General features: G+C 39.6%; 20 protein-coding genes and 1 other annotated feature (1 of these 21 only partly in view). Of the genes, 4 read left to right on the top strand and 16 right to left on the bottom strand.

Annotated elements, in window-relative coordinates:
• Positions 1–182, bottom strand: a binding site (T-box leader) (it extends 48 nt beyond the left edge of the window).
• A gap of 100 nt (positions 183–282) precedes the next feature.
• Entirely contained in the window at positions 283–471 is a 189-nt protein-coding gene (locus tag LCM11_RS03805; RefSeq protein ID WP_224892910.1) for a hypothetical protein, read from the top strand.
• On the opposite strand, the gene spoVID is transcribed toward LCM11_RS03805, so the two are convergent.
• From spoVID to hemA, 7 genes are all read right to left on the bottom strand, one after another.
• Positions 468–1,475: a stage VI sporulation protein D gene (gene spoVID, locus LCM11_RS03810; protein WP_224892911.1), complete on the bottom strand. Its 1,008-nt coding sequence runs from the start codon at positions 1,473–1,475 to the stop codon at positions 468–470. The genes LCM11_RS03805 and spoVID overlap by 4 nt on opposite strands.
• A 132-nt stretch (positions 1,476–1,607) precedes the next feature.
• A complete protein-coding gene (gene hemL / locus LCM11_RS03815; RefSeq protein ID WP_224892912.1) occupies positions 1,608–2,891 on the bottom strand; it encodes a glutamate-1-semialdehyde 2,1-aminomutase in 1,284 nt (427 codons plus the stop codon).
• 30 nt (positions 2,892–2,921) lie between these two features.
• A complete protein-coding gene (gene hemB / locus LCM11_RS03820) occupies positions 2,922–3,899 on the bottom strand; it encodes a porphobilinogen synthase (RefSeq protein WP_224892913.1) in 978 nt (325 codons plus the stop codon).
• 16 nt (positions 3,900–3,915) lie between these two features.
• The gene (locus LCM11_RS03825) at positions 3,916–4,674 is read right to left on the bottom strand and encodes a uroporphyrinogen-III synthase (RefSeq protein WP_224892914.1); all 759 of its coding nucleotides are present in this window, start codon (positions 4,672–4,674) and stop codon (positions 3,916–3,918) included.
• Positions 4,674–5,603, bottom strand: a complete 930-nt coding sequence (hemC, locus tag LCM11_RS03830) for a hydroxymethylbilane synthase (protein ID WP_224892915.1) — start codon at positions 5,601–5,603, stop codon at positions 4,674–4,676. Before hemC ends, LCM11_RS03825 begins: the two co-directional genes overlap by 1 nt.
• A gap of 12 nt (positions 5,604–5,615) precedes the next feature.
• Complete coding sequence (locus tag LCM11_RS03835) at positions 5,616–6,434, bottom strand: cytochrome c biogenesis protein (RefSeq protein WP_224892916.1); 819 nt, start codon at positions 6,432–6,434, stop codon at positions 5,616–5,618.
• A 14-nt stretch (positions 6,435–6,448) separates the two neighbouring features.
• Positions 6,449–7,822, bottom strand: a complete 1,374-nt coding sequence (hemA, locus tag LCM11_RS03840) for a glutamyl-tRNA reductase (RefSeq protein ID WP_224892917.1) — start codon at positions 7,820–7,822, stop codon at positions 6,449–6,451.
• 251 nt (positions 7,823–8,073) lie between these two features.
• On the opposite strand from hemA, the gene LCM11_RS03845 reads away from it, so the two are divergent.
• Complete coding sequence (locus LCM11_RS03845; RefSeq protein WP_224892918.1) at positions 8,074–8,550, top strand: LiaI-LiaF-like domain-containing protein; 477 nt, start codon at positions 8,074–8,076, stop codon at positions 8,548–8,550.
• 41 nt (positions 8,551–8,591) lie between these two features.
• On the opposite strand, the gene LCM11_RS03850 is transcribed toward LCM11_RS03845, so the two are convergent.
• The 8 genes from LCM11_RS03850 to LCM11_RS03885 all read right to left on the bottom strand — a co-directional run bounded on the left by LCM11_RS03850 (position 8,592) and on the right by LCM11_RS03885 (position 18,607).
• Complete coding sequence (locus LCM11_RS03850) at positions 8,592–9,314, bottom strand: amino acid ABC transporter ATP-binding protein (protein ID WP_224893084.1); 723 nt, start codon at positions 9,312–9,314, stop codon at positions 8,592–8,594.
• A gap of 32 nt (positions 9,315–9,346) precedes the next feature.
• Complete coding sequence (locus LCM11_RS03855) at positions 9,347–10,030, bottom strand: amino acid ABC transporter permease (RefSeq protein WP_224892919.1); 684 nt, start codon at positions 10,028–10,030, stop codon at positions 9,347–9,349.
• Positions 10,031–10,109: 79 nt separating this feature from the next.
• Positions 10,110–10,940: a transporter substrate-binding domain-containing protein gene (locus tag LCM11_RS03860; protein WP_224892920.1), complete on the bottom strand. Its 831-nt coding sequence runs from the start codon at positions 10,938–10,940 to the stop codon at positions 10,110–10,112.
• A 362-nt stretch (positions 10,941–11,302) separates the two neighbouring features.
• Positions 11,303–11,890 carry a ribosome biogenesis GTP-binding protein YihA/YsxC gene (gene yihA, locus LCM11_RS03865; RefSeq protein ID WP_224892921.1) on the bottom strand — a complete coding sequence of 196 codons (588 nt, stop codon included), beginning with the start codon at positions 11,888–11,890 and terminating at the stop codon, positions 11,303–11,305.
• Positions 11,880–14,210 carry an endopeptidase La gene (lon, locus tag LCM11_RS03870; RefSeq protein ID WP_224892922.1) on the bottom strand — a complete coding sequence of 777 codons (2,331 nt, stop codon included), beginning with the start codon at positions 14,208–14,210 and terminating at the stop codon, positions 11,880–11,882. The genes yihA and lon overlap by 11 nt, the downstream gene beginning before the upstream one ends.
• A 351-nt stretch (positions 14,211–14,561) precedes the next feature.
• Positions 14,562–15,839 (bottom strand): ATP-dependent protease ATP-binding subunit ClpX, encoded by a 1,278-nt coding sequence (clpX, locus tag LCM11_RS03875; RefSeq protein WP_014643922.1) that lies wholly within the window; start codon positions 15,837–15,839, stop codon positions 14,562–14,564.
• A 325-nt stretch (positions 15,840–16,164) separates the two neighbouring features.
• Complete coding sequence (tig, locus tag LCM11_RS03880; RefSeq protein ID WP_224892923.1) at positions 16,165–17,457, bottom strand: trigger factor; 1,293 nt, start codon at positions 17,455–17,457, stop codon at positions 16,165–16,167.
• Positions 17,458–17,626: 169 nt separating this feature from the next.
• Positions 17,627–18,607, bottom strand: coding sequence for a tetratricopeptide repeat protein (locus tag LCM11_RS03885; RefSeq protein WP_224892924.1), 981 nt, complete (start codon positions 18,605–18,607; stop codon positions 17,627–17,629).
• 376 nt (positions 18,608–18,983) lie between these two features.
• Here LCM11_RS03885 and sda point away from each other — a divergent pair, with 376 nt between their 5' ends.
• Positions 18,984–19,124, top strand: a complete 141-nt coding sequence (gene sda / locus LCM11_RS03890) for a sporulation histidine kinase inhibitor Sda (RefSeq protein WP_224892925.1) — start codon at positions 18,984–18,986, stop codon at positions 19,122–19,124.
• A 103-nt stretch (positions 19,125–19,227) separates the two neighbouring features.
• Here sda and LCM11_RS03895 read toward each other — a convergent pair whose 3' ends face one another.
• Complete coding sequence (locus tag LCM11_RS03895; protein WP_224892926.1) at positions 19,228–19,407, bottom strand: hypothetical protein; 180 nt, start codon at positions 19,405–19,407, stop codon at positions 19,228–19,230.
• Positions 19,408–19,897: 490 nt separating this feature from the next.
• Between LCM11_RS03895 and LCM11_RS03900 the strand changes: the two genes are divergently transcribed.
• Positions 19,898–20,170 (top strand): hypothetical protein, encoded by a 273-nt coding sequence (locus LCM11_RS03900; RefSeq protein WP_224892927.1) that lies wholly within the window; start codon positions 19,898–19,900, stop codon positions 20,168–20,170.
• Positions 20,171–20,199: the final 29 nt, after the last annotated feature.

A 20,199-nucleotide genomic window follows, 5' to 3' on the forward strand; every position in this document is an offset into this window, starting at 1 on the left:
ACATGCCGTGCATATCTGTACACTTAAAAAAATAACGGCTTCTAACCGGCTTCTTCTACTTTTCGTTCAAAGAAGCTGCTCCAAGGGCGACCTTCCACCAACATAAAACCTGGAAAACTCTCACCACCCGTTTTCCTCTCTGAAGGATATGTCCATGTACTCTTCCCTGTCACGGCATTTCACGTATAATGCTTCTATTACATATTGTATATAGAAATGATTGTTTTAGTCAACTATTTGTGAAAAAAACGCGAATATGCAATGAAAGGAGGTTGATGGACGTTGAGCCGCTTATACCGTTATCGTCTTCCACCATGGTGCCGTACTTGTTTGTTTATATTGGAAAAAGCTTTATTGCCAATTCTGGTTTTCCAGTGTCTCCGTACAATCTTATTCCCTACAACATTTGACGTCTTCTTATTAGGAATTATTGTCGGCGTTTTTCTAGCTTTTCGTTATAAATGGATTTAATTAGGGATATACACGATTTGACCAGGAGAAACTTCATCTCGATGTTCGTTTACTTTTTCCAACTGATGGATGGACACCTCATATTTTTCAGCAATAGAAGCCAGCGTTTCATCTTCTTGAGCGATATACATTTTCATTTGAGTGTAAGTCTCTTCACGATTAGGAAACAGGTGCTTAAATATCTGTTTGATTCCATCAAGTCCGCCCGGGGCTTCCTCTTTTTCCTCTGAGCCTTTTGTCGAGGATTCCACATAAGACGAAGAAGCGCTCATTTCTTCTTCCACAGTGCTTTCGTGCCACACACTAGTACTCTCAGATGAAACCTCAGGGGTATCTTCTTTTTGTTCATGACCAAAGAATTCTGCGAAATTCTGAGACTTTTTATGAGGCCATCTGCCTTCTTCATCTGTTTCTAACTCTTGAGCCGACGGATCATTCCGATTCGTGAGCTGAACCACAGGGGCTTCCCTTTCTGGAATTACTGGTTTTTCTTTTTCTTTACGTTCTTCTTTGTAATCCACCGGTCCAAGAGTAGCCGACTCATCAAATGTATCCGAATTATCAGCGGCATTTGATTTTTGTTCGACCCCGTTAATGTTTAACTGAGCATGCAGCCTTAGCTGGTTATTAGAAGGAAGTTCATAATCGAAACTTTCTATATCAATGAGGACATCTTCCAGACTGGAAATCCTTTCAAGCGGTACTGTAATTTCTACAGGGAAGGAATGGGAGAAATAACAGACCCCTTCTTCGCCTGATTGCACATGATCCATGGTCCTTACCGACTGCAGCGGGGCAGCCTCTTCATATTTATGATCAGATTGGTGGGGGACATATTCTCCCGCCAGTTCGACTGTTCCTTTTAAACGAACTTCATCTCCATTTTCCTCAATTACGATTTCAGGTTCCAATGAAATACCAATTAGTTCCCTGACTCCCTGTCCTTCCTTAAACCATATCGCTTCGTCTAAATAAAAAGAAAATACATTTTGTTTATTTTTCAATGGATTTGCCCCTCCCAGAATATAATAAACCCAAGTCTCTATTACCACCTTATGCGGTAACTGATTTTATATACATGGAGGGAACCAGAAAAAGGCATGACCTAATACGGCCATGCCTTGTGAAATCCATATTTAAAGGGATGCAAATACTTTTTCTGCTGCCTTTATCGTTTTCTCTATATCTTCTTCTGTATGCTTCGTTGATAGAAAGAGGCCCTCGAATTGGGAAGGGGGAAGGTAGATTCCTTCTTCAATCATCCCTTGGTAATAGCGCGTAAACATTTCAAGATTAGAAGCATTCGCAGTCTCAAAGTCGATTACAGGCTCATTCGTAAAGAAGAATCCTACCATAGATCCTGCCCTGTTAACCGTCAATGGAATATTGTTTGCTCTTGCCGCTTCTTCATACCCTTCAATTAGACGGTCCACTTTTCTATTAATTCCTTCATAAGCTTCTTCTGTCATGGATGATACCGTTTCGTAACCTGCTGTCATAGCTAATGGATTTCCTGACAAAGTACCAGCTTGATAAATGTCTCCAACTGGAGCCACTCGCTCCATAATATGACGTTTTCCTCCATATGCACCTACAGGCAAGCCACCGCCAATTACTTTCCCAAGACAGGTCATATCCGGTGTAACACCAAAATGACCTTGTGCACTATGATAACCTACCCTGAATCCAGTCATTACTTCATCAAAAATCAAAACAGTGCCATTATTCTCCGTTAATTCACGAAGTTCCTGTAGGAAACCTTCTTTTGGAGGAACGACTCCCATATTACCGGATACCGGTTCAATAATGACCGCAGCCAGGTCATCTCCATATTCTTCAAAAACATAACGCACGCTATCTAAATCATTATATGGAACCGTGATCGTATTTTGAGCAATGGATGCTGGAACTCCCGGCGAATCTGGCAGTCCTAAAGTGGCAACCCCAGACCCTGCCTTAATGAGAAGAGAATCTCCATGACCGTGATAATTCCCTTCAAATTTGAGAATTTTGTCACGACCGGTGTACCCACGGGCAACACGCAGGGCGCTCATTGTGGCTTCTGTCCCTGAATTGACCATTCTTAGCATTTCGATGGAAGGAACACGTTCAATAACCACCTCAGCAAGATGGTTTTCAATTTCTGTAGGAGCACCGAAGCTTGTGCCCTGTTCCGTTACTTTTTTTAAAGACTCTACAACTTTTTCATCCGCATGCCCTAAGATTAAAGGCCCAAAACTAAGCACATAATCGATGAATTCATTGCCATCCAAATCATAAAGTTTAGACCCTTTTCCTTTTTCCATAAATATAGGATCCATGTTTACAGAATTAAATGCCCTCACAGGAGAATTAACTCCCCCCGGCATTAAATCCACCGCTTTATTATAAGCAGCTGAAGAGCGGTCAAATTGTTTCATAGCGACTCATCCTTTCTAAAAATCAGTGGTTTATTCGTCCAACCATTTCGCTGCGTCTTTGGCGAAGTAAGTAACAATGAGATCAGCGCCAGCTCGCTTCATAGCTGTAAGCTTTTCTAGAACGATTTCCTGCTCATTCACCCAGCCGTTTTGAGCTGCCGCTTTAATCATAGAGTACTCACCGCTCACATTGTAAGCAACGAGTGGGAGATTAATGCGATCTTTAACTTCTCTCATAATATCTAAATATGCAAGAGCAGGCTTCACAATAAGAAAGTCTGCACCTTCCTCTACATCCGATTCAGCTTCTCGAATAGCTTCTAATCGGTTCGATGGATCCATCTGATAGGCTCTTCGATCACCGAATTGCGGAGAACTATGAGCCGCATCCCTGAAAGGGCCATAAAATGAAGAAGCATATTTGACTGCATAGGACATGATCGGAATCTGGCTGTAACCAGCGTCATCAAGTCCTTTTCGAATGGAGGCGACAAATCCATCCATCATATTAGATGGGGCAATAATGTCTGCCCCTGCTTCAGCTTGAGTAATAGCTGTCTGCGTAATATAGTGAAGCGATTCATCATTATCTATATCACCTTCGCGAACGATACCGCAATGCCCATGATCCGTGTACTGACATAAGCACGTATCTGCAATCACTGTTAGTGAAGGTACTTCTTCCTTTATTTGTCGGATAGACCTTTGAACAATTCCCTCTTCATGATAGGCCTGGCTGCCTACTTCATCTTTCTCGTTCGGTACTCCGAAGACAATAACAGAGCGCACGCCAACGTGGACTAATTCATTCATCTCTGCTGTTAAATGGTCGAGAGAAACTTGATAAACCCCAGGCATGGAAGAAACTTCATTCTTAACTCCTTCCCCTTCAACTACGAATATAGGAAAGATTAAATCATCCTTACGTAAATGCGTTTCCCGCACTAATGCTCTCATTGATTCTGTCCGCCGTAAACGGCGATGGCGTTTAAAATCTAAATCTGCCATAGTATCGATTCCCTTCTTATGAAAAAAATTGCACCATCTTCTCCACCATATCTTCCATTGTATAGTGAGGGGGTAAAAAGACCTGTTGAAACCCAACAAGCTCAGCCTGGTCCGCGGTTGTGGGTCCTATACAAAAGCAAGGAAGATCTCGGCCTGTATCCGGCATGTCTTTCATGATGGCTATGTAGGCCTGGACAGTAGATGGGCTTGTAAACGTTAGTGCATCAATCTCGTGATTACAGATCGATTGTCGAATCTGTTCCTGATGCTCTTTCAATAGTAGCGTATCATAGACCGTGATGGTTTGAAAAAAGACCTGCTGTTCAGTAAATTTTTCTGGAAGAACATCTCTTGAGCGGTTTCCTCTTACGTAGAGGATCATACCTGGAGCTCTTTTGTCTCTAAAAAACTCTTCAGCCATTGTATCAGCCTGGAAGCTGGATGGCATAAAATCAGCTTCGTATCCGTAAGTCTTAAGTGTGCGAGCTGTCTTTTCTCCAATAATTGCAAAACGCAGAGAATCAGGAACCCTAATTCCTATTCGATTGATTAGTTCGAAAAAAAACTTCACACCATTAGAGCTTGTAATAAAAACCCATTCATAGTTGTGAAGTTTCTTAAGGATCTCCTGATTCTCCTTCGAGTCATTTAGTTGAAAGTGAAGAAGAGGGGTTTGCAAAGCTTCTCCCCCCTCCTGATTTATTCGGTCTACAAAAGGTCTCGCCTGGGATGCGCCTCTTGTTACAAGAATCGTTTTCCCCGCAAGAGGCTTCATTACTGCCCATACTCCTCTTTAGCTTCATCTACAATTTCCTGAGCACCTTGCGCTTTCAGACGATCAGCAGCTTCTTTCCCTACCGCCAGCGGGTCTTCGCCTCTCACAGTTTCGTGAAGAATGGTTTTACCATCTGGAGTACCTACCAGTGCGCTCAATACAATTTCGCTGCCTATTCTATAAGCGTATCCTCCAATTGGAACTTGACAACCACCGTTAAGATCATGGAGAAACTTCCGTTCAGCCGATACGGTTGTGGCTGTATATTCATGGTTAATCTGCATAAGGAAGTCCCGTAACGAAGAATCATTTTCCCGGCACTGTATCGCTAGCGCTCCCTGCCCTACAGCAGGTACACACACTTCCGGCTCTAAATATTCGGTTACAAGATTATCATCCCAGCCCATACGTTTTAAACCTGCAGCTGCTAAAACAATAGCGTCAAAATCTTCCTCTTTCAATTTTCGAAGACGTGTGTCAATGTTGCCGCGAATCCATTTCACCTCAACGTCTGGTCTCACAGCTTTAATTTGAGCACTCCGCCGCAAACTGCTGGTTCCTACTACGGCTCCTTCATGCAAGTCTTTAAGTGCAACATTACCATTGGAGACAAATGCATCTCTATGATCTTCTCTAATTGGAACAGAAGCAACAGTTAAACCAGAAGCTACCTCTGAGGGCATATCCTTCATGGAGTGGACAGCCATATCAATTTCTCCGTCATACATGGCTTGTTCTATTTCTTTAATAAATAGACCTTTTCCGCCAACTTTGGATAAAGTCACATCCAGAATCTTATCCCCTTTAGTAGAGATTCTCTTAATTTCAAATTCATAACTGGGATCTATATTTTTCAGTTGTTCGATTACCCACTCCGTCTGAGTAATAGCTAAATTACTTTTTCTTGAACCGATCACTATTTTCTTCATGTGACTACCTCCTTAAAAATGAAAATTCGATAATGAACCAAATAAAAAGAAATTAATTAATAGAAATAAAAAAGCGCCCGAGTTAAATATAGAAATGGAACGTCCCTGATAACCCTTTACCACCCTCAAAAACAGGTAAACGATATAAACGAAGAGCACAAGAAACGAGCCTAACGTTTTTGAGTCATACCAATAAAATGTATCAGGTGATATATATCCCCAGGTAACGCCCAAGATAATAGCAATTAACAACAGAGGAACTCCCAGTATAACCGATATATAAGAAAAGTGATCCAGTTTTGTTAAGTCACCCAAACGAAACAGTTTAGCATTCCACTTTTTTTTCTTTAGAAGTCGGTACTGCAGCAAGTACATAATTGAAAATATGAATGAAAGTGTAAAAAACCCATAAGAAATGATGGCTAAACTAATATGAACCACAAGCATCTCATTTACGAGCTCCACTCCCTGGTCCTTTAAATCGTTCTGGGCTCTGGTAGATAAATGGATGAGTACAACAAGAAACCCAACCACATTCGTAAAGAACACTAGAAAGTCCACCCTAAACAGTCGATTAATAATTAAAGAGAACGTTACTAAAATCCAGGCATAAAAATATAAACCATCATATACGGTCATTATGGGTAAATTCTCGTCAATCAAAACTTGTGTCAACAAAAAAAAGGTTTGTAAAACCCAAACCATACTAAGTAACCAGAAGGCTGTACGGTTAGCCTTCCGGTTCGTCTGCACAAAGTCAATGAAATATCCAATTAAACTAAGTCCATAAAGTAATAGGATGAGTTCGTATACCCATTTAAGCTCGAACATATGGACATCCACCCTTACGGATTAACAATAGAGTTAGCGACAGGAAAAAATTGGCCTGCCTCACCTTCTTGCTTCACAGCTGATTGGTTTTTTTTCGTCTGCTCTTTTATTTCCTCTTCTACCTGCGCTTCAATTCCAAATATTTGAGTAAATAACCGCAGGGTTTCTTCCGAATCAGGCTGAGCCGCTAATTCTTTAGCCTGAAGGATCGGTTCCTTCAGCATTTGGTTAATAATACTTTTTGTGTGTTTACTGAGTACTTTTCTTTCACGATCTGTAAGCTCAGGCATTTTTCGTTCTATACTCTTCATAGTCTCTGCTTGAATGCCAAGGGCTTTTGAGCGCAAAGCGGAAATTACGGGCACAACTCCAATAGTCTGTAGCCATTCTTTAAATTCTACAATTTCAGCTTCCACCATAATTTCAATTTCTTCGGCTGCTTGCTTGCGTATAGCCAGATTAGCATCAACAATGCCTTGAAGATCATCAATATCGTATAAGAATACGCTCTCCAGGCTTTCCATAGCTGGATCCAAATCTCTTGGCACAGCAATGTCTACAAAGAAGAGAGGTTTTCCTTTTCTTTTACGGTGTATTGGCTCCATTTTCTCTTTAGTCACTACGTAATCTGTCGCTCCTGTGGAACTTATTACGATGTCAGCGTCTGTAAGAACGGAATCCAGATCTTCCATGGTCCGTGCTTGTCCATTGAACTGATCAGCTACTACCTGTGCCTTAGATAGGGTACGGTTAATAACGGTCACTTTACGCACACCGGATCCATGCAGATTTTTAGCAGCAAGTTCACCCATCTTACCCGCGCCAAGAATTACGATATGCTTATGGACAAGATCACCGAATATCTTTCGAGCAAGCTCAACCGCAGCGTAACTTACCGAAACAGCATTTTCACTGATTTCAGTATCCTTATGGGCTTTTTTGGCCATCGTAACTGCCTGTTTAAACAACTGATTAAAGATCGTACCAGTCGTTCCTGCTTCCTGTCCATTAATGAATGCTTGTTTCATTTGACCCAATATTTGGGTTTCTCCCAGCACCATTGAATCAAGCCCAGAGGTCACTCGAAGTAAATGCTCAATTGCCCCATCCGTTTCATAAAAAGATAAGAATGGAGAGAATTCATCTTTATCAGCATTAAACCAATCGGCTAAGAATTGTTTAATATAATAGCGTCCTGTGTGCAGTTGATCTACCACTGCATAGATTTCCGTACGATTGCATGTAGAAATAATCACATTTTCCAGTACACTTTTACGAGTGTTTAACTCCTGCATTGCTTCCGTTAAGTGTTTATCCGAAAAAGTGAGTTTCTCCCTAATTTCCACAGGGGCCGTTTTATAGTTGAGACCAACAGCTAAAATATGCATTTCATCTACCCCCATTAAACGTTCCAGACTTTCACATATGAATTAGTATAACATATATTCCTATCTATTTTCCCGCAAAAATATGAACAGAATTCGAAAATGATGTGATAGGATATAGATACATTGTTAAAGAATTTTTTCACTATTTATTTAGAATAAATTTAAATTATAATCCGTTTGTAATATACCAAACCCAGGCTCATTGCGCAAGTAAACGAAATTACTATTAATGGAATGGATGGGATCGCTCGATGACTAAACAGAATTCTTTAATTGGTTTTTTGCTCATTGGTTTTGGATTATACTTTCTGACCAGCCAATTAAATATTGCCTACTTATCTGAGTTTTACTCATGGCCTACTCTACTCATTATTATCGGAACTTCCTTTTTATTACATCATTATTTAACTAAAGATCAATCGAGTCTTTTTACCGGGGCATTACTACTGGGATTTGGTATTCATTTCCACGCCACCCGACATCTAGAGTTCTGGACAGATGATTGGCCGTTTTACTTTCTGGTTATAGGAATGGCTTTTCTCATCAGGTATGCTGGGGCCAAGAAAGGATTGATCCTGGCGCTGTTATTCCTTGGATTCGGTTTTTTTGCTTTATTATGGCCGGTTAATCCTGAATGGTTTCAATGGATTCAGACTGGTTTTCAAACGATCATTAGGTACTGGCCTCTGGTCCTAATTATTTCCGGTATCTATGTGTTAAAAAAATAGTTACAAAAAGCCGCTGTGGTATACATCACAGCGGCTTTTCATTATAGTATAGAGCTTAAAAAAGCTTGGGTTCTTTCTTCCTTCGGGTTTTCAAAAATATCTTTTGGTGCACCTGTTTCAACAATTTTACCTTCATGCATATAAACCACTCGATCTGCTACCTCGCGAGCAAAGCCCATTTCGTGGGTTACCACGACCATTGTCATTCCCTCTTTAGCCAGATCTTTCATCGTTTGCAGCACTTCCCCTACAAGCTCTGGATCAAGAGCTGAGGTAGGTTCGTCGAATAGCATGATCTCCGGCTTCATAGCAAGGGCACGCGCAATAGCTACGCGCTGCTTTTGTCCCCCTGACAAACGAGAAGGATAATCATTTGCTTTTTCAGCAAGTCCTACCTTTTCAAGCAGTTCTTTTCCTTCTTTTTTTGCTTGAGATTTGGACAGCCCCTTTACTTGCGTAGGAGCTTCCATAACGTTTCCCAGTACGGTCTTATGAGGGAAAAGATTGAAATGCTGAAAAACCATACCCACCTTTTGCCGAACTTCATTAACATTGTCTTTTTTGGGATTAACTTCATTTCCTTTGATAAAGATCTCTCCGCTGTTTTTCATTTCTAAAAAGTTTAAACAGCGCAGCATTGTACTCTTTCCGGATCCACTGGCACCTATTAAAACGACCACTTCACTCTCTGCTACATGAAAATCAATATCTTTCAGAACATGGTTATCTCCGAAATATTTATTTAATTTGTTAACCTCTATCATTTGCTTAGCCAAACTGCATCCCTCCTCTATGCTTACTCATCGCCACTCACAGCCATCTTCTTCTCTATCAAGCTAACCACAAGGGTTAGAAGGAAAACAAGAATTAAGTAGTACACAGCACTTACAAGCAGCCAAGTCATATAATCGAAAGTATTTGCCCCTTGTGTTGTAGCAACTGCAAATATCTCAGACACTCCAATAAACGCGGCCAGAGAAGAATCTTTTAACCCAATAATAAACTGATTACCGAGCGGGGGCAACGCGCGTCGGAAAGCCTGAGGGAGAATGATTCTTCTCATCGTTAACGCCTGACTCATCCCAAGAGAACGTCCGGCTTCTGTTTGACCTTTGCCTATAGATTGTATAGACCCCCGGAAAATCTCAGCAATATAGGCACCATTATGGAACGCGAGTCCCAAAGAAACTGACCAGAATCCGCTAATCATCCATACGTTGGTCAATCCATAATAGAATACAAAAATCTGCACAATAAGCGGTGTTCCCCTTACAATGTAAATGTAAGCATTCGCGATCCATTCCAAAGGTCTAATATTAGAAATTTTTAATAAGGCAAAGAATAAACCGACAAATATGGCAATAAATATGGAAACGGCTGTTAATGCAAGGGTAAGCTGAGAAGCTTCAAAAAATAACTCCCGGCTGTTTACAAGAGCTTCCCAAAAACCTCCCCAGAATGAAATAAACTGTAAGTACATAACCTCAACTCCTCTTTAATGTCAAAAAAGAGTACGCACGCGCGCACTCTTTAGACTTCCGTATAACTAAAATCATCAATTACTCAGGTTTAGTGGTAATATCATCACCAAAGTATTCATTACTAATTTCAGCAAGGGTCCCATCTTCACGAAGTTTTTCAAGAGCTGCATTGATGTCTTCTAATAGCTTATCGTTATCTTTTGCTACGGCTACCGCCTGTTCACTGCGTTCAATCATTTTTTTAGCCTCAATTTCAAGATCCTGCTGCATCGCTTCCTTACCTGTTAAGAAGTCCGTGATAACAGCATCATGACGGCCTTTGGCAAGTGATTGTAGGGCTACGACATCACTATCATATGTTTTAATATTTTCAGTTGCTTCCTCAGCAAATTTACTGTAAGTAGAACCTTTGGATACAGCAATTTCCTTACCTTCTAAATCTTCAAGGGTTTCAATATCACTTCCAGGGCGTGTGAAAATTTGCGCTCCAGAATAATAATATGGTGTTGAGAAAGCTACTTGTTCTGCACGTGCATCTGTAATCGTATGACTTGCTACGGCAGCATCAAAACGTCCTGTTTTAACCCCTTCTACAATGGAAGCGAATTTCTGTTTTTGAGGATTTGGTTCAAGACCCAGTTCTTCGGCAATTGCATTTGCCACGTCGATATCAAAACCTGACATTTCCCCACTTGCATCTGTCATGCTAAATGGACGAAATTCTCCAGACGAGGCGAAGGTAAACTTTCCTTCTTCGACTAAACCGTAATCCGCATTAGATCCGCTCGATTCCTCCGAGCCTTCTTCGGAATCACCTGAAGTTTCTCCTTCGTCTTCACTGCTTCCACAAGCAGCCAACGCAAAGATCAAGATAATAGTAAGAGGTAACATAAATAAGTACTTTTTCATATTTTCCCAGTCCATCCCTTCATCAAATTGTTAGTTAATTGTTATATTGACAATAATATTAATTATATCTATCATTCAAAGTTTTCCCAAAATTTAAAATAATGCATATAAACTCAAAATACCGTATATGATGGGTTAGGTTATATAATTACAGTTAAATCCTTATAAATGCATGAAATTGCTTAAGATTATCATGAAGTCTTAAGGTTGTCATTTGAGAAGTAGTAGTCATTATTGAACGATCTTCCCATCATATTTAATACTACTTAAATAAAAAGCTTCATAATAAATTGGGAAGGAATATCTTCCACAAGGGCAAAATCGTTGTACAAAAAAGCCACTTCTAAAAGAAGTGGCTTCCCTTACATATTCAAATGTGAGAGCATAGTTTTCCAAGCAAGTTCTTTTCCTTCACCGGTTTCAGAGGAAAAAGGAATCAAAGTATCTTCTTCTTCCATTTCCAAAACCTCCTGAATGGTTTTTAGCTGTTTGTGTTTTTGACTTTTCTTAAGTTTGTCCAGTTTTGTTGCAATAACCATGACTGGTAATCCAAAGTGTTTTAAATAGTTATACATGATAACATCATCTTCCGTAGGCTTATGACGAGAGTCAATGATCAGAGCAGTGGCACGCAGCTGTTCTCTTTCTGAAAAATACTCTTCCATCATTTCGCCCCATTTAGCACGCTCTTTTTTAGATACTTTGGCATAACCATACCCTGGAACATCTACGAAATGAAACAGATCATTAATAATATAAAAATTTAATGTTTGAGTTTTTCCAGGTTTAGAAGAAGTGCGAGCAAGATTTTTCCGTTGAATCATCTTGTTAATAAACGAAGATTTTCCTACATTAGATCTTCCTGCTAAGGCAATTTCCGGAATCGGAGCTTTAGGGTACTGTTTTTTACTCGCTGCGCTAATTACGATATCTGCATAATTAACCTTCATGGACTTCCTCCACCAGCGCTTGGTTTAACACTTCATCTAAGTGCTTAACCGGTATAAATGTTAACCCTTCACGTACACTTTCCGGAATATCCTCTAAATCCTTTTCGTTTTCAGAAGGAATAATAATTTTAGAAAGACCAGCCCTGTGGGCACTTAATGATTTCTGCTTTAATCCACCTATTGGCAGTACTCGGCCTCGTAGGGTTATTTCTCCTGTCATCCCCACTTCTTTCCGAACAGGCCGTCCGGTAAGGGCAGAGACCAGAGCCGTAGCAATCGTAATTCCTGCAGAAGGTCCATCTTTAGGAGTTGCTCCTTCTGGAACATGAATATGAATATCGTTCTTTTCTACAAAGTCAGCATCGATATTCAACTCTTGTGCACGGGAACGAATATAGCTGAAGGCCGCTTGTGCAGATTCCTTCATAACATCCCCTAGTTTACCTGTAAGAGTAAGATTACCTTTTCCTGGGTAAATAGATACTTCAATCGAGAGTGTATCGCCCCCTGCAGCCGTGTAAGCAAGACCTGTAGCTGTTCCAATTTGGTCCTCAAGTTCAGCTTGACCATATCTGAATTTAGGACGGCCCAGCAGTTCTTCCAATTGCTTCTCTGTAACCACCACACGCTGCTTTTCACCTGAGACTATAATTTTAGCAGCTTTTCGGCATATACTTGCCAGTTCACGTTCTAACCCGCGTACTCCAGCTTCACGTGTATAAGTTCTGATTAATTTAAGTAAAGCATCTTCCCTGATTTGAATTTGTCCTTTACTTAAACCATTTTCTTTTATTTGTTTAGAAAGCAAATGCTCTTTTGCGATATGAAGTTTCTCGACTTCGGTATAGCCAGCTATGTTAATAACTTCCATACGATCCTGTAATGGTCCTGGTATAGAGGACATAGTATTGGCTGTCGCTACAAACATAACTTTGGATAGATCATAGTGTTCTTCAATAAAGTGGTCACTAAAAGTACTGTTCTGTTCAGGATCAAGTACTTCCAGCATGGCAGATGAAGGATCTCCCCTAAAATCACTGGCCATCTTATCGATCTCGTCCATAAGAAATACAGGATTCACGGTTTCCGCCCTCTTCATTCCTTGAATGATTCTACCCGGCATCGCCCCGATATATGTTCTCCGATGTCCTCTTATTTCAGCTTCATCTCTCACTCCACCCAGCGAGATTCGGACAAAATTACGGTTTATGGCACGGGCTATGGATTTTGCAAGTGATGTTTTACCTACCCCTGGAGGGCCGACCAAACATAGAATTGGACCTTTAATGGATTGAGTAAGTTTTTGCACAGCCAGATACTCGAGCACGCGCTCTTTTACTTTCTCTAATCCATAATGATCTTCATCCAGAATTTTCTCTGCATGCTTAACATCCAGATTATCTTCTGTTTCAGCGGTCCACGGAAGAGAAACAAGCCACTCAATATAATTACGGATAACGGAACTTTCCGCACTGCTTTGTGGCACTTTTTCATATCTGCCAAGTTCCTTATACGCGATTTTCTCTACTCGTTCCGGCATTTCAGCTTCTTCAATCTTTTCTTTCAATTGGGCAACTTCGCCCGTTTTGCCATCTTTATCTCCCAGTTCATTCTGTATCGCTTTCATCTGTTCACGTAAATAGTACTCTTTTTGTGTTTTTTCCATAGATTTCTTAACTCGTTGCCCGATTTTTTGTTCGATTTGCAGGACATCACGTTCGTTCCCTATAAGTTCTATTAATTTCTGGAGACGTGCTTTCACATTTTCAGTTTCTAATATGGACTGCTTATCTTTTAGTTTCACGGGCAAGTGAGATGTTACGATATCTGCCAGATGACTCGGTTCATCTATGTCTGATACCGTATTGTAGGTCTCCTGACTTACCTTTTTAGATACTTTTACGTATTGTTCAAATTGACTCATTAACGTGCGCATCAAGGCTTCTTCTTCGTTTTTATCCTCGTGTTCATCCTCTAGCCTCTGAATATTTGCTTGATAAAATTCTTCACCTTCACTTACTTCATCAATAGTTGCACGATAAAGCCCTTCTACAAGTACACGATTTGTGCCATTAGGCAGTTTCACCATTTGCTTCACTCGTGCCACTGTACCAACAGAGTACATATCATCGGAAGAAGGATCATCAATATTCACTTCTTTTTGTGATACAAGGAAGATTTCATTATCTTCCATCATGGCTTGCTCTAATGCATTAACCGATTTTTCTCTTCCAACATCCAGGTGCAGCACCATAGATGGGTACACTAACAATCCTCTAAGAGGAAGGAGGGGGATTTGATTTTTCTGTTTGTCTGTCATATTTTTGCACCTCCGTATAATACCAATACGTATTCTAATCATATATAAAACTTTTTGGAAAGTAAACGCAGGAAAACTATTAGTTTCCAATGCCGAACCCCCTTCACATTGGTGCGTGAAGGGGGCAGCCTCTTCAAATGATACCCATATTATGAGCAAGAAACGCTTCTTTCATCCTTTATGTACCAGGCTTTATCATAAGAGTTGTATTCAAGCCAGCCAGTAAGGTATCCGCTGTGCGGTGCCTCATCACAGATCTATCTCTTTTCGTAAAGGATAAAATTGAAGCCGCGCTACAGCTAGGCGTAGCGCGGCTTGAAGTTCAAGAGAAATACCTCTCCAAAGTTTTACTTAAGCACTTTCTTTAGGAGATTCTTTATTCTCATCTTCGACCGTTCCATCAGTCAGAATAAGCTTAGGACGGCCATTTTCCGCTGTAACTGTTTCTTTAGTAATGATGCATTTTTCAATATCATCACGTGAAGGTAATTCATACATAACGTCAAGCATGATGCCTTCAATTATAGAACGCAGGCCGCGGGCACCTGTTTTACGTTCAATGGCCAGACGTGAAATTTCACGAAGACCTTCTTCTTCAATTTCCAGCTCTACATGGTCTATTTGGAACAATTTCTGATATTGCTTAACAAGTGCATTCTTAGGTTTAGTAAGAATTTCTACAAGTGCATCTTCATCTAATTGCTCCAGGCTTCCAATTACCGGCAACCGGCCAATAAATTCCGGAATCAACCCGTAACTCAACAAGTCCTCAGGGAGTACTTTTGTAAGCAACTCTTTCTTTTCATTCTCATCAACATTTTGTTCCGAACCAAATCCTATTACTTTACGACCTAAGCGACGCTTGATAATCTGGTCAATTCCATCGAAAGCTCCCCCAACGATGAACAGCACATTGGTCGTGTCGATCTGAATAAATTCTTGATGAGGATGCTTGCGTCCTCCTTGTGGAGGGACACTGGCCTGCGTACCTTCTAGAATCTTCAGTAAAGCCTGCTGTACGCCTTCACCTGATACATCACGAGTTATGGAAGGATTTTCAGACTTACGGGCCACTTTATCAATTTCATCGATATAAATGATACCTTTTTCAGCTTTTTCTACATCATAGTCAGCTGCTTGTATTAATTTAAGAAGAATGTTTTCCACATCTTCCCCTACATAGCCAGCTTCCGTTAATGAAGTTGCATCTGCAATGGCAAATGGAACATTTAATATACGCGCAAGTGTTTGAGCAAGAAGTGTTTTACCGCTTCCTGTAGGTCCAAGCATTAAAATATTACTCTTAGCAAGCTCTACATCATCATTTTTCGTACCTGCGTTAATACGCTTGTAATGATTGTAAACAGCTACGGATAAATTTTTCTTAGCCTGTTCTTGACCAATAACATAATCGTTGAGGATTTCACGAATTTCTTGTGGTTTTGGTACCTCTTTGAATTCTACTTCTTCTTCATTTCCAAGTTCCTCTTCAACAATTTCTGTACAAAGTTCAATACATTCATCACATATATATACCCCTGGTCCTGCCACGAGTTTGCGAACCTGCTCTTGACTTTTACCGCAGAAAGAACACTTTAGCTGTCCTTTTTCCTCATTGAATTTAAACATACATTTCACCCCTTAATAAAATGACGCAATAGTTGCGACTGAAGTTTTAAGATATGACCTTAAACGATTCAGTTTCTTTTGCTCATCATACCAAAATAACTCCTAACAAAAAAGCAATACCTATTAGAGGTGTGCGAATCTCTATTGCACCAACCTCATTATGTAGATATGTAATGGATAAGTCAAACAAAAGGATACCTCTATAGTGTATGTAAAACACAGGAAGTATCATTCATACTATCCACTAATTCTTTAACCTATACTCTACTAAGAGGAAATATAGGAGGAGACAAGAAGCAAACCCGCCCCTTGTCTCCAGATCCTCTTATTCAGATTTAGTTTTGCTGTTTTCAACTAATACGTCAATTGCTTTGCGTACCTTAAGATCTTCTTTGATCATGTCGGTATTTCCGCCAAGCATTTGAGTTAACTGAGCTACATCTGTTTGATACATGGATGCCATGTTCTCAAGTTCTGCATTAACATCTTCATCTGCAACATTTACATCTTCAGCTTCAGCAATTGCTTCTAGAGTTAAGTTAGTTTTAACTCTCTTGCCTGCATCTTCTTTCATTTGTTCACGAAGAGCGTCTTCGTCCTGCCCTGTGAATTGGAAGTACATGTCTTTGGTCATACCCTGCATTTGAAGGCGCTGTTCAAATTCTTGAACCATGCGATCAAGTTCAGTATCAACCATAGAATCCGGAATTTCTACTTCTGCATTCTCAGAAGCTTTTGTTACAAGAGTGTCACGCTTTTGATTTTCAGCATCTGTTTTCTTTTGCTCTTCTAATCGTTCACGTGTTTTCTTAGTAAGTTCATCAAGAGATTCAACCTCTTCATCAACATCTTTGGCAAATTCATCATCAAGCTCTGGGAATTCTTTGCCTTTAATTTCATGAATGGTTACTTTGAATGTCGCTTCTTTTCCAGCAAGATCTTCTGCATGGTATTCTTCAGGGAAAGTAACAGTTACTTCTGTTTCTTCTCCTGCTTTCTTACCTACCAGCTGTTCTTCAAAACCTGGAATAAAAGAACCAGATCCTACTTCAAGAGAATAGTTCTCAGCTTGTCCGCCTTCGAACGCCTCTCCATCGACAAAGCCTTCAAAGTCCATAACTACTGTGTCGCCGTCTTCAACTTCGCCATCTTCTTTAACAACAAGTTCAGCTTGTTTCTCCTGTAGTTGTTTCAATTCGTTCTGCACATCTTCTTCTGTAACTTCTGTACTTTGCTCTTCAACTTCTAAGCCTTTGTATTCTCCAAGATTAACTTCAGGCTTAACGGTTACTTCAGCAGTAAATACCAGGTCTTCACCCTTTTCAATCTGCTTAACATCTACTTCCGGACGATCTACCGGCTCGATTCCAGTTTCTTCTACAGCGTTTGAATAAGCCTGAGGAAGCACAATGTCAAGAGCATCTTGATAAAGAGATTCCACTCCGAAACGTTGTTCAAATAATTTACGAGGTACTTTACCCTTGCGGAATCCAGGTACTTGTACATCTTTGACTACTTTTTTGAAGGCTTGATCAAGTGCTTGGTCGAACTCACTTGCCGGCACTTCTACTGTTAAAGTACCTTGATTACCTTCTTGCTTTTCCCATTTTGCTGACATAAAAAATTCCCTCCAACATCTATTCATTCAATTTCGTCAATGGACGATTGTTCATTGATTCTATGACTCTTTATACATACGAATCTCATTTGCAACCATTATATTATAACATAAACATGCGGGCTTTCAAGATATGTACATATAAGTGGAATAATCTCACCTTTGTTAGTTATTCTCCAATGATTAAAGAATAATGTTGTTCACACAATTCAATTTCTTCTATATATTTCTGAACATCCTCATTATTCGACTTTTCATGGTAAGGCAGCTGCAAATATTGATGACCTATTTGTTTGAGCGCTTCAACAATAATTGGAACTTCATTTTCATTAGGAAACAACGGAAAGCGTACATAACAGTATCTATATAAAAGACGGTCCAGAATGACATACATACTTGGATTATTCTGTTCAATTCCTCCAAGTCTCATTTGTATTTGTTTTATAATGTAGTCAGACTGTAATTGATTTAGTTTCCCGGGTACCACTTCAATAATTTGACCGAATTTTTGAACCTGTATTTGGACTTCTATATGGGTATCTCTGAACCACTCGATTACTGCTGATTTGATAATTGGATGAACTAAATTATCCTTAAGAATTGGTCTGAATGTCTCTAAATGCGGTAAGGCTGGCTGTTTTTTCAACTGTTCTACCATCGCCCATTGCTTTTGAGTATCATTTTTGTCCATTGCAGCCAGGAAATCATTAATTAGCTTTTCGCCTTGTTCTCGCTGATAATCCTCTAAAAGCTTACGGCTGACTTCATACATCTGCCATAATTGAGTTCTACTTTGGTGAGGAACGTCTTCTGCTTCAAACACTTCGTCAAGTAGATCCACAATATCCTGATACCTGTTTGTTTGAAATAAAATCGTTATGTATATATGTAAATAGTGATAATAATGATCGATTTCTATTTTCATCTGCTTCTTACATAATTCTTCAGCTTCGTCGAATTCGCCCAACTCAATCCAGCTCATCAATAAGCCTGTATAAACATCATGATTGGCAGCATCATAGTCGAGAAGAGGCTGAAGTGATTGAACAGCGTCTTGGTAACGTTTTTCTTTAAGCGCTTGAAGACCTTCTTTTTCCAAATTCGTTTTCCATTTGGGGAACATAACAATATTCCCTTTATTATTTTCCATAAGACACCCTTCCTATAGCATTGGAGTTCTAGCATATTCTATTATGACCAAAAAAGTTAAAATAAAACCTTCTGCCAGTCCCTTCTATTTAATTCCCCCAACCTTATACTTATTAGGCTATATTAAATCAGTTATTACTGAAACACAATGGAATTGCTTTCCTTCCCATACTAAAAGTGTCGCGGTTAAGCGCACATTTATCTTTTCATTCGATAAGAACCCTTATTTTTATTTTGTTTCAGAAAATCGAATTATGTCTAGTTATGACAACCCCACCAAAAATGAGTCTTTTGTCTCATGTGAAAGCATCCTTTTTTGTTAAAATAAAGTAGTTGTGAATCATAATTCACCTAATTAAAAATTTCTAAGGAGCTGCATGGTTTTGTCACTTCTAGATGATCAAACGCTACTAGAAACTTATCTGGAGTCCGTCAAGCTTCAGTTAGATGATGATTTTGTATATCTTTTAACTAAGGAAATTGACAAAAGAGCAATTGAAATTCCACAAATTAACTAACACAAATCATTTATTACATCAAACGTTACTGGCGAATGCCGTAACGTTTTTTAGATGGTTTAAAAATAGACTGGCCTCTTGTACAAGAAGCCAGTCTATATGATTATCCGCTGAACGGAAATTGTTCTGTTGATTGATTTTTCTGTGGAGATGACGCCACCTTTGCTAAACCAGGAAGCACGTTTTGCAGCTGCCCTGATTGACCAGTCATTAAACTGTAAGTGGCTGCACCTACCCCTATGGATGCAATAACTGGTAACCATTGTACGTTCTGTCGTTTCATCTAACTCCACACTCCTATAATAACAAGATAGCCGAATAGGCACTCTTATTATTGGATTAGAAGGGCTGCTGTATGCTTCATAACTTTTACCAATCCCCTTCACTTCCTCGGCAAAAATTTACCAACATACCTTTTCCACACTTTAACTATAATAAAAACAGGCCAGAAAATTATAATAAACACTAAATAGAAAATATAAACTGACCGTTCTTCTCTCGTTTCAAGCGCAGGTTCCTTCTGTACCATACAAAGGATGAATCCAGGCAAAATGTAAAATAAAAAAAACATGGGGACCACTCCTTTACCTTAGATTATGATCTTGTTAAGGAAAAGGTTTTAAAAAGTAATAGCCATGTCTTAACAGTGGTTTTGCTTCATTATGGAAAACTTGTGAACATTATGTGTCTTTTTCAAGAATTTTTTGTTACAATAAAAGAAAGAGTAAGAATGCGCTTACATTAAATTCTTCCTTAAAAGGAGTTGTTTTTAAATGGATATTGTTATGATTTTCTTATTGCTTTCGACTCTTACGCCTTTTCTCTTCCTGAAAGTAAGAAGGTTATCCCTAGCTGTTATACAGTCCTTGATGCTGGTCGGTATGTGGATTTATTATTTCCAGGCTGCGTTTAGTGTTGCACCTGCCACATTCTCTCTGTTATGGATCATTTTCTATGGCGGACTTTTATTATCCCAGGTAGGCTGGATCATGTTCATCGTATATATAGTCAGCAGCCATGGGAAGTACCAAAAAGAATTTCAATAAAAAGCAAACCCTCTACTTTAGAAGTAGAG

It is taken from the genome of Halobacillus halophilus, from assembly GCF_020171985.1.
Taxonomy (GTDB): Bacteria; Bacillota; Bacilli; order Bacillales; family Halobacillaceae; genus Halobacillus; species Halobacillus halophilus_A.

Bases quoted from the DNA above. Each gene is read 5' to 3' on its own strand.
- hemL (WP_224892912.1), bottom strand. From the start codon at position 2,891: ATGAAACAATTTGACCGCTCTTCAGCTGCTTATAATAAAGCGGTGGAT.
- hemB (WP_224892913.1), bottom strand. From the start codon at position 3,899: ATGGCAGATTTAGATTTTAAACGCCATCGCCGTTTACGGCGGACAGAA.
- LCM11_RS03825 (WP_224892914.1), bottom strand. From the start codon at position 4,674: ATGAAGCCTCTTGCGGGGAAAACGATTCTTGTAACAAGAGGCGCATCC.
- hemC (WP_224892915.1), bottom strand. From the start codon at position 5,603: ATGAAGAAAATAGTGATCGGTTCAAGAAAAAGTAATTTAGCTATTACT.
- LCM11_RS03835 (WP_224892916.1), bottom strand. From the start codon at position 6,434: ATGTTCGAGCTTAAATGGGTATACGAACTCATCCTATTACTTTATGGA.
- hemA (WP_224892917.1), bottom strand. From the start codon at position 7,822: ATGCATATTTTAGCTGTTGGTCTCAACTATAAAACGGCCCCTGTGGAA.
- LCM11_RS03845 (WP_224892918.1), top strand. From the start codon at position 8,074: ATGACTAAACAGAATTCTTTAATTGGTTTTTTGCTCATTGGTTTTGGA.
- LCM11_RS03850 (WP_224893084.1), bottom strand. From the start codon at position 9,314: ATGATAGAGGTTAACAAATTAAATAAATATTTCGGAGATAACCATGTT.
- LCM11_RS03855 (WP_224892919.1), bottom strand. From the start codon at position 10,030: ATGTACTTACAGTTTATTTCATTCTGGGGAGGTTTTTGGGAAGCTCTT.
- LCM11_RS03860 (WP_224892920.1), bottom strand. From the start codon at position 10,940: ATGAAAAAGTACTTATTTATGTTACCTCTTACTATTATCTTGATCTTT.
- yihA (WP_224892921.1), bottom strand. From the start codon at position 11,890: ATGAAGGTTAATTATGCAGATATCGTAATTAGCGCAGCGAGTAAAAAA.
- lon (WP_224892922.1), bottom strand. From the start codon at position 14,210: ATGACAGACAAACAGAAAAATCAAATCCCCCTCCTTCCTCTTAGAGGA.
- clpX (WP_014643922.1), bottom strand. From the start codon at position 15,839: ATGTTTAAATTCAATGAGGAAAAAGGACAGCTAAAGTGTTCTTTCTGC.
- tig (WP_224892923.1), bottom strand. From the start codon at position 17,457: ATGTCAGCAAAATGGGAAAAGCAAGAAGGTAATCAAGGTACTTTAACA.
- LCM11_RS03885 (WP_224892924.1), bottom strand. From the start codon at position 18,607: ATGGAAAATAATAAAGGGAATATTGTTATGTTCCCCAAATGGAAAACG.
- sda (WP_224892925.1), top strand. From the start codon at position 18,984: ATGGTTTTGTCACTTCTAGATGATCAAACGCTACTAGAAACTTATCTG.
- LCM11_RS03895 (WP_224892926.1), bottom strand. From the start codon at position 19,407: ATGAAACGACAGAACGTACAATGGTTACCAGTTATTGCATCCATAGGG.
- LCM11_RS03900 (WP_224892927.1), top strand. From the start codon at position 19,898: ATGGATATTGTTATGATTTTCTTATTGCTTTCGACTCTTACGCCTTTT.